The sequence below is a fragment of the Candidatus Neomarinimicrobiota bacterium genome (genome assembly GCA_018651745.1).
GTDB lineage: Bacteria > Fidelibacterota > Marinisomatia > Marinisomatales > TCS55 > JAAZYX01.
In genome coordinates this window covers 23,658-32,254 of the sequence record JABIDL010000025.1, presented here as the reverse complement: position 1 = coordinate 32,254, position 8,597 = coordinate 23,658, and the positions used below count along the sequence as shown (strand labels likewise).

The 8,597-nt window shown below is 42.6% G+C and carries 12 protein-coding genes; all 12 read right to left on the bottom strand.

Going from position 1 to position 8,597, the window contains the following annotated elements; all coding sequences use genetic code 11:
• Nucleotides 1–366: 366 nt before the first annotated feature.
• Genes atpC through HOD97_04235 form a run of 12 tightly spaced genes read right to left on the bottom strand, consistent with a single transcriptional unit; the run spans nt 367 to nt 8,589 of the window.
• On the bottom strand, nt 367–759 hold the full coding sequence (gene atpC / locus HOD97_04290) for an ATP synthase F1 subunit epsilon (GenBank protein ID MBT4280823.1): 393 nt from the start codon (nt 757–759) through the stop codon (nt 367–369).
• The gene (gene atpD, locus HOD97_04285; GenBank protein ID MBT4280822.1) at nt 760–2,157 is read right to left on the bottom strand and encodes a F0F1 ATP synthase subunit beta; all 1,398 of its coding nucleotides are present in this window, start codon (nt 2,155–2,157) and stop codon (nt 760–762) included.
• 18 nt (nt 2,158–2,175) lie between these two features.
• On the bottom strand, nt 2,176–3,030 hold the full coding sequence (gene atpG, locus HOD97_04280) for an ATP synthase F1 subunit gamma (protein MBT4280821.1): 855 nt from the start codon (nt 3,028–3,030) through the stop codon (nt 2,176–2,178).
• A gap of 3 nt (nt 3,031–3,033) precedes the next feature.
• Complete coding sequence (locus tag HOD97_04275; protein MBT4280820.1) at nt 3,034–4,557, bottom strand: F0F1 ATP synthase subunit alpha; 1,524 nt, start codon at nt 4,555–4,557, stop codon at nt 3,034–3,036.
• Between the two features lie 15 nt (nt 4,558–4,572).
• Complete coding sequence (gene atpH / locus HOD97_04270) at nt 4,573–5,109, bottom strand: ATP synthase F1 subunit delta (GenBank protein MBT4280819.1); 537 nt, start codon at nt 5,107–5,109, stop codon at nt 4,573–4,575.
• A complete protein-coding gene (gene atpF / locus HOD97_04265; GenBank protein ID MBT4280818.1) occupies nt 5,102–5,605 on the bottom strand; it encodes a F0F1 ATP synthase subunit B in 504 nt (167 codons plus the stop codon). The genes atpH and atpF overlap by 8 nt, the downstream gene beginning before the upstream one ends.
• 18 nt (nt 5,606–5,623) lie before the next feature.
• On the bottom strand, nt 5,624–5,848 hold the full coding sequence (locus HOD97_04260; protein MBT4280817.1) for an ATP synthase F0 subunit C: 225 nt from the start codon (nt 5,846–5,848) through the stop codon (nt 5,624–5,626).
• Nucleotides 5,849–5,872: 24 nt separating this feature from the next.
• A complete protein-coding gene (gene atpB, locus HOD97_04255; GenBank protein ID MBT4280816.1) occupies nt 5,873–6,790 on the bottom strand; it encodes a F0F1 ATP synthase subunit A in 918 nt (305 codons plus the stop codon).
• Between the two features lie 39 nt (nt 6,791–6,829).
• Entirely contained in the window at nt 6,830–7,177 is a 348-nt protein-coding gene (locus tag HOD97_04250) for a hypothetical protein (GenBank protein ID MBT4280815.1), read from the bottom strand.
• The gene (locus tag HOD97_04245) at nt 7,174–7,422 is read right to left on the bottom strand and encodes an AtpZ/AtpI family protein (GenBank protein ID MBT4280814.1); all 249 of its coding nucleotides are present in this window, start codon (nt 7,420–7,422) and stop codon (nt 7,174–7,176) included. The genes HOD97_04250 and HOD97_04245 overlap by 4 nt, the downstream gene beginning before the upstream one ends.
• The gene (locus HOD97_04240; protein MBT4280813.1) at nt 7,419–7,823 is read right to left on the bottom strand and encodes a polymer-forming cytoskeletal protein; all 405 of its coding nucleotides are present in this window, start codon (nt 7,821–7,823) and stop codon (nt 7,419–7,421) included. Before HOD97_04240 ends, HOD97_04245 begins: the two co-directional genes overlap by 4 nt.
• Nucleotides 7,816–8,589 carry a M23 family metallopeptidase gene (locus HOD97_04235; GenBank protein ID MBT4280812.1) on the bottom strand — a complete coding sequence of 258 codons (774 nt, stop codon included), beginning with the start codon at nt 8,587–8,589 and terminating at the stop codon, nt 7,816–7,818. Before HOD97_04235 ends, HOD97_04240 begins: the two co-directional genes overlap by 8 nt.
• Nucleotides 8,590–8,597: the final 8 nt, after the last annotated feature.

Sequence of the window (8,597 nt, the reverse complement as noted above, 5' to 3'; positions counted from 1 at the left end):
TTTCACAGGGAAGAAAGCCATTCGGACAGTCGGCCTGGTGAGGATGGTCTTCGGTTTCTACCGGATTATCAGGGCAGGAGGTTTGGGTGAGAAGAATTAAAAGGAAAAAGGCTGCGGATCGTATTCCGGTGAAAAATGCCGCATAAGAAAAAGTACCCATCATGGGAGAAATTACAGCAAAACCCGATTAAGATGCAGGGTGTTAATCATCCGGTGTATTGATTTAGAAGTTAAGAACGCACTGAGGATGCTATGAAAATAATAAAAGGAAATCTACAGGATTCTCTTTGCAGAATTTGCGGACTCTGTGGTAAATAAAAACTGCTCGAAAGTTACGAGCAGTTTTCATTCAAAGCGAATTTGAATTTAATGGTTAGAAACTTTTAAACGATTCTTGGCGCGTTCGAGGGATTTTATATTTTGTTCCTCATCCACTTCCGCCTTAGCAAATCTATCTTTCGCCCGTTGAAGCGCTGCATCGGCGCGAGCTGTATCAATTTCTGTTGAACGCTCCACCGTTTCTACAAGCATCTGAACTTTCTCTTTGGTAATCTCGGCGAATCCCCCGCTGATAGCAAAATATTCATCCTTTCCGTCTTTTGTCGCTTTTACTTCGCCAATTCCCAACGCGATGATTCCTTCTCGGTGATTTGCCATAATTCCGAATTTCCCGTCCATTCCAGGGCAACGAACATAGGTAATTTCGCCTTCTTCAATCATGCGAGTTGGTGTTACAATTTCCAATGGAAAGGATTTCATTTAGGCGGCCTGTTTTTTTCCATTTTCAATTGCTTCATCCAGGGTCCCAACATAAGAAAATGCATTTTCATTTAACTCGTCCACTTCGCCATTGAGAATTGCTTCAAACCCTGCCACCGAATCTTCGAGCGAAACATAGCGCCCTTCTTTTCCAGTAAACTGTTCCGCCACATAAAACGGCTGGCTCATAAATTTCTGCATTTTCCGCGCACGTGCTACTACCAGTTTATCATCATCAGAAAGTTCATCCATTCCAAGAATGGCAATAATATCCTGCAAATCTTTATACTTCTGCAATACAGATTGCACATTTCTCGCCACTTGATAATGGTGGTCGCCGATGACGCGTGGATCTAAAATCCTGGATGTAGAAGCCAGCGGATCCACGGCAGGATAAATTCCAAGTTCGGCAATTTTTCGCTCAAGCACCGATGTTGCATCCAAATGCGCAAATGCTGTTGCAGGCGCCGGATCGGTTAAATCATCGGCCGGTACATACACTGCCTGCACAGAAGTGATAGACCCTTTTTTAGTTGAAGTAATTCGTTCCTGAAGATCACCCATTTCCGTTGAAAGCGTGGGTTGATATCCAACAGCAGAAGGCATGCGTCCTAACAGTGCAGATACTTCGGAACCTGCTTGTGTAAACCGGAAGATATTATCAATAAAGAGAAGTACGTCCCTGCCTTCATCATCGCGGAAATATTCTGCCATAGCTAGTCCACTCAGAGCAACTCGAAGACGAGCACCTGGCGGTTCATTCATCTGCCCAAAAACCATTGTGGTTTTTTTGATTACGCCTGATTCAGTCATTTCATTATATAAATCATTTCCTTCGCGAGTCCGCTCCCCGACACCAGCAAATACAGAATAGCCACCATGTTCAGTAGCAATGTTCCGAATGAGTTCCTGAATTAAAACAGTTTTTCCAACTCCTGCACCACCAAACAGTCCTGTTTTTCCACCTTTTGTATAAGGTTCCATCAAATCCACCACTTTAATTCCTGTAACAAGAATTTCCGAAGATGTGGTAAGATCTTCATGCTTTGGAGATGCGCGATGAATAGGATTTCTTTGTTTCGCTTCAAATGCTTCTTTTTGATCAATGGTGTTTCCCAGAACATCAAAAAGTCTGCCTAAAGTTTCAGGACCAACCGGCACAGTGATTGGACCTCCCGTGTTCGTCACTTCTTTACCACGAACCAATCCATCCGTAGAATCCATCGCAACGGTTCGGACAACGGAATCACCCAAATGCTGAGCAACTTCCAAGACCAATGTTCCCTCGTCTCCACGATCCACATTAAGCGCATTATAGATTTCTGGAAGATATCCATCTTCAAACACGACATCAACCACTGCGCCCATTACTTGTGAAATTTTTCCATTCATTGACATAATCATTTCCTTACTTATTTATCCGGACAGCGCTTCGGCACCGCTCACAATTTCGAGCATTTCCGTTGTGATAGAAGCCTGCCGGGCTTTGTTGAATTCCAATGTTAAGTTTTTAATCATATCTTCCGCGTTCGTGGTGGCATTTTCCATAGCAAGCATCCGTGCTGCTTGTTCACTTGCATAAGATTCGAGAAGATATTTCCACATCTGCACATTTAAATGGCGAGGCACAAGAGATGTAACCAGCACATCTTTCGAAGGCTCATACAATCGATCTTCCGATGTGGTTTCCGATCCATCAAAACCCAGCGGAAGGAGTAATTCTGAAATGGTTTCCTGCGTTGCCACATTTACAAAGATATCATACACAACATGGATTTCATCCACTTTCTCCGATGTAAAATGGTTGATAATTCCATCGCCAATTTTGATCGCATCAGAAAATGATAATTCATTCCAAAAATCTAGATGACTTTCAATAATAGTGTATTCCCGTCGTTTAAAATGATCACGTGCTTTTTTTCCGATGCAAAAAATGTCCACCTTTTCTTTCCCGATTTCATCAATTTCCGCTTGTGCCGTTTTCAGGATATTTGTATTAAACGCACCGGCAAATCCGCGGTCTGATGTGACAACAACATACGCAACGCGTTTGACTTTCCGCACGTCAAGTAGTGGAAGTAAATCCCGATCTACTTCAGGAAGAAGATGATGAATAACTTCTTTCAGACGACGGCTGTACGGGCGGGCCTGTTCCATGCGTTCTTGTGCACGGCGCATCTTGGCGGCAGCAACCATCTTCATTGCTTTGGTCACTTTTTGAATGCTCTTGACCGATTTAATTCGATCCCGAATATCCTTCAGATTTGCCATGTATTAAGCAGTAAACCCTTGTTTGAAATCTGCGATGGATTTTTCAAGTTTTTCGGCGGTTTCTTCGCTGATAATACCTTCAGAATTAATTGCACTTATAACATCCGAAGCATTTGCTTCAAGATAATCCAACAATCCTTTTTCAAAGTCAGCAACTTGTGAAATATCCAAACTATCCAAATGCCCTTTGGTCCCAGCGAAAATAATAGCGATTTGATTTTCAACAATCATCGGTACATATTGATTTTGTTTTAGAATTTCTACCATGCGTTCACCGCGGGTCAGTTGTGCCAGCGTTCCCTTATCAAGATCCGAGCCAAATTTTGTAAATGCTTCTAATTCACGGTACTGGGCAAGATCCAACCTCAAGGTTCCGGCAATACTTTTCATAGCTTTAATCTGTGCGTTTCCACCAACACGGGATACCGAAAGACCCACATCAATCGCAGGGCGGATTCCGGAATTAAATAGATTTGTTTCCAAATAAATTTGGCCATCTGTAATCGAAATCACGTTGGTTGGGATATACGCCGCAACATCACCTTCCTGCGTTTCGATAATGGGAAGCGCAGTTAGCGAACCGCCACCAAGCGATTCATTTAATTTTGAAGCACGTTCTAAAAGACGGCTATGTAAATAAAACACATCGCCCGGGAATGCTTCACGTCCCGGTGGACGGCGGAGCACCAACGACATTTGGCGATAAGCCACGGCCTGCTTGGACAAATCATCATATATGATGAGCGCATGTTTTCCATTATCTCTATAATATTCTCCCATGGCGCATCCAGAATAGGGGGCGATATATTGCGTTGGAGCAGGATCAGAAGCATTTGCCGCCACAACCGTGGTGTATTCCATGGCACCATTCGCTTCAAGCTCATTTACAATAGATGCCACAGTTGATGCTTTCTGACCGATCGCAACATAAATGCAATACACCGGTTTATCTGTTTTATGCGTGGATTTCTGATTAATAATTGCATCAATCGCAATTGCTGTTTTCCCTGTCTGCCGGTCACCGATAATTAATTCTCGCTGTCCACGACCGATGGGAATCATACTATCAATCGCTTTGATGCCAGTTTGAAGCGGTTCATTCACCGGAGACCGTGCCATAACGCCAAGCGCTTTCCTTTCAATCGGAAATGAATGCTCAGATTCAATGGCAGCTTTCCCATCAATGGCTTGACCAAGCGGATTTACAACTCGTCCCAGCATGGCATCACCCACCGGAACCTCCACTACCTGACCGGTTCGTTTTGCAAGGTCACCCTCTTTTACGAGGTGGCTATCGCCAAATAGCACAAGCCCAACATTGTCATTTTCCAGATTGAGAGCCATACCATACACATCGTTCGGCAATTCTACAAGTTCTGAACTCATCACATTTTCTAAACCGCTCACACGGGCAACGCCATCGCCAATTTCGATGACTTCTCCTACTTCCGCCACATCAAATGAGACGTCAAATTGTGAAATTTGTTCTTTCAGCAATTCTGCTATACTGTCTGTTTTAATTTCCATGGGTTCCCTTTTGTATTAGGATGTTACAATTGTGTCCCGCATTCTCTTCAACTGCTGCTGAAGTGAAGCGTCTAAATATGTGTTTTCTACGCGAAGTTTTATTCCACCAATCAAGTCCGGGTTTACGTCAATCGTAAGATCTGAATTTTTTCCTAAGATTGTATCCAACCGTGATTTCAGCAAAACCGTTTCAGATTCGTTCACGGCTTCTGCGACTTCAGCGCGGACGGATACAATGCCGAGTTCTTCTTTTGCCAAGTTTTGATAAGCAATGCATACGTCTCTGATTGTTTGCAGTGTACGGTTTTCAACAGTGATTACAAGAAATTCAATAACAATTTCGTGACATTGTCCGGATAAACTATTTCGAATGACTTCTTTCTTTTGATCAGAATCAATCTTTTTAGACTGAAGGAAGGCTCGAAATCTGGCATCTGTTTTGAGCAAAGATTCCATCCAATTCAATGAATGTAATACATTTTCTACGGCATCCACTTGTTTGGCGACAGCCAATAGACTTCTTGCCATGAATCGTCCTTTTGTATTACGCATTGAACTGTTTGACTTCCTTCAGGGATTCATCAATCAGCGTGCGGTTTTCTTCGGCGCTGAGATTTTTTCTGATTAGCTTTTCAGCTACAGAAATGGAAAGGTCAGCAACTTCATTTTTGATTTCGCTGATCGCTTTGTCCTTTTCTGTGCGAATATTCTCCTCTGCCTTACTCAGCAGTTTGGAAGCCTGCTCTTTAGCATCTCGGATGGTTTCATCTTTGATGTTTTGAGCGGCGTTCTTCCCTTCGGCGATGATCGATTGCGCTTCGGATCTTGCCTTAGCAACAATCGCGTCTCCTTCCGATGTTAGCCTTTCGAGTTCTTCTTTTGCTTTTTCGGCATCATCCAGTGATTTGCGGATGGTTCCTTCCCTTTCTTCAAGATATTGCAGTAATGGCTTCCAGGCAAATTTTGCCAAAATACCAAAAAGCATCAGAAAAGTCAGGATGGTCCAAATAAACAGACCCGGATCAAGCTGAACTAATGGATTATCCATAAATGGTTCCGGTTTCTATTATTTCATGAGGACAATCAATAGGGCAAACACTTCACCCAAAATTGCCACACCTTCGAGCAGGAACAGAGGTAGATTTACCGCGCCTGTGATTTTATCAGCAGCCTCCGGCTGACGAGCAATTCCTTCTGCCGCAGCAGCTGCAAGCCGTCCAATACCAAGCCCGGCGCCTATAACAATCGCTCCCAATCCGAGAGCAGCTCCAAAGTAATGTAGTACTTCCATCTTTTGTTTCTCCTTAACTAGTGATTAATGATGAACATTAATTGCCATGCCAATAAATACAGCAGACAATAGTGTGAACACATAAGCTTGTACCAACACAACAATAATCTCGAGTCCATTGATTGCGGCGGCCATTGGGACAGAAACTACTGCCATGCCAACGCCAATCATTACGCTTTGGAATAAATCCCCAAAAATAGCCATAAACGATAGAATGGCTAAAATTGCAATGTGACCACCCGTCATGTTTGCTGCCAATCGCATAGTAAGTGCAAATGGTTTTACAAACAAACCGATCAATTCGATGGGAATGAGAATAATGTACACGGGCCATGCTAAGCCATGCGGTACCAAATTTTTCCAATGATTAATAAATCCATGTGCTTTTGTTCCGGCAACCATAATTGTTAAAAAAGTAATGGTTGCCAAAGCGGCGGTAACATTAAAATTCCCGGTGACCGTTGAACCTCCGTGCAAAAGACTATTGATGTAATTATGGCTATCACTTGCAGGCACACCGAGCACAAAACGATTTACCAAACCAAGCATTTCAAATATCGGGAACATTCCGATTCCGTTCGCGAACAAAATGAAAAAGAAAAATGTTAGAATTAAAGGCGCCCAAGTCATGACCCATTTGGATCCAACATTCGGCTTGACAAGACTATCGCGTATAAATTGAACAATGGCTTCAAGCATATTCATCCATCCTTTCGGAATAGGACGATTAGACCCCAGATATTTACGGACAGGAACAATAATTGCAACCGACGCCAGTACCGCAACCACCCATAGCATTAGAACATGTTTTGTAACAGAAAAATCTATACCATATATAGATGGCAAATGAATAAGCGGGTGGGAAATATCTGAATTTGAAACATGGTGGATGATATTATCGCCCACCTGATTCATTACACTTCCGGCATCTGTTGAACTCATATAACTACAACTCTAATTGGGTTTTATTAATGACCTAACCTACTTAGTTAGGTTTTTTATAATGACTGCTTCAAGACCATAAATCGTTATGAAAAAGCCAGCAAAACTACACACGAAAGGAAACGGTTCAAAAGCATAAAGTTGGAATACCAATAAAATATACACTCCGAAATAAGCCAGTTTTACCATAAACCCAATTTGAAGTGATTTCGTGATGGCACGTGCGTCAATTTTTGCTGCTCGATTTAACATAAAAGTTGATCCTACACCTCCAATCGTAGGACCTAGCCAACCAAAAATAATTTCGCTTCGGAATTCGGGGAACAGCCAGCCAGCCAAACCTGCCACACCAATAGAAGCTATTACTCCATAATAAAACAGTTTCAAGATTTATCACCCCAAATGGTTTTAGCAAGATGGTAAAAACCTGCGATTAACCCAATGCTTAATCCAATTAATACACCAGCTGGTTCGGAGTCATATTTAGAATCAATAAAATAACCTAAAAGCATGAAGAATAATACCGACCCCAATAACGTGTAAGATGCACCGGCTGCCGGGCCTGATTCAGAAACATATTTTTGAAATGCGGAGAGTCCCCGAGAAAAATTACGCGAGGGTTTTTCGGTCATTCTTCGTGTTCTGCTGAAGGAAATTCCGGAGCAGTTTCTTCTTGGGTTGGCTGAACAGAGTCATTTTCGCGCAGAATTCCACAACGGCCTTCAAATTGGGCGCCTTCTTCAATGACAAGACTAGAATAAACCAAATCACCAATTAATTCTGCGCCGTTACCCAAGACAGCACGACCTTCTGCAATCACATTACCTTCCACTCTTCCTCCGATGTGAGCCTCACTTGCACGAATTTCGCCAACAACGCTTCCCCCTTTTGCAATGCGGCAGGGACCATCTGTTTCGATATTTCCGTTTACTTTTCCATATATCACGATCCCGCCCTGCAGACGCAATGTACCTTCCACCGTAGCATCGGCACCAATCATGGTATCTATATTTTTCATTTTATCTTTAGCCATCTTTATCTCCGCTTAGGGATTCTTCCCCGTATTCAGGAAAAAACAAAATCGGGTTCACCGGTTCTTGGTCTTTCCATACCTCAAAATGTAAATGTGGACCGGAAGATAGACCTGTGTTACCCGAATGAGCAATGATTTCTCCCTGTTTCACACGTGTGCTTGCCAGAACCAAATTTGCACTGTTATGACCGTAAAAAGTCAAATATCCATCTCCATGATACAAAATAATAAGATTTCCAAACTCATCGGACCAACCGGAAAACACCACCCGACCGGCAGCAACCGCTAAAATAGGTTCACCTTTTTTTACGGCTATATCAATGCCGTAATGATTTTTTTCCTTTTTTCTTGAGTCTATATATAATCCTTGGGTAACCAGTCCTTTGATCGGTAAGACCTTTGGCATATGAGGAGATTCCATTTTGATCCATACTATATCTTCCATGGTAACAGAATCCCCCAAAACTGAATTGACTTCTAAACCAAGCCCTTGGCGAACAACATTTTCCATTTGGCGAATTTTGTCTAAATCTTTCGCAAGGGTTAGGATTGCTTCCCGCTCTCCAAGTATTTTTTCGTAACGCTCGGACAGGTTTTGGTAATCTCGAGCACGTGGAATAGAATAAATCAATGCAATGGCAGACCCAACAGTGCCCATTAACAAAGTCCAGAAGATGACTTTAGTTATCCCACTGGAAAAAGTTGTCGTTCTTTGTTTCCCTTCGCCATCGGGAATTACCATAAATGTATATTTAGAAGGCTTCACGAGCCGAG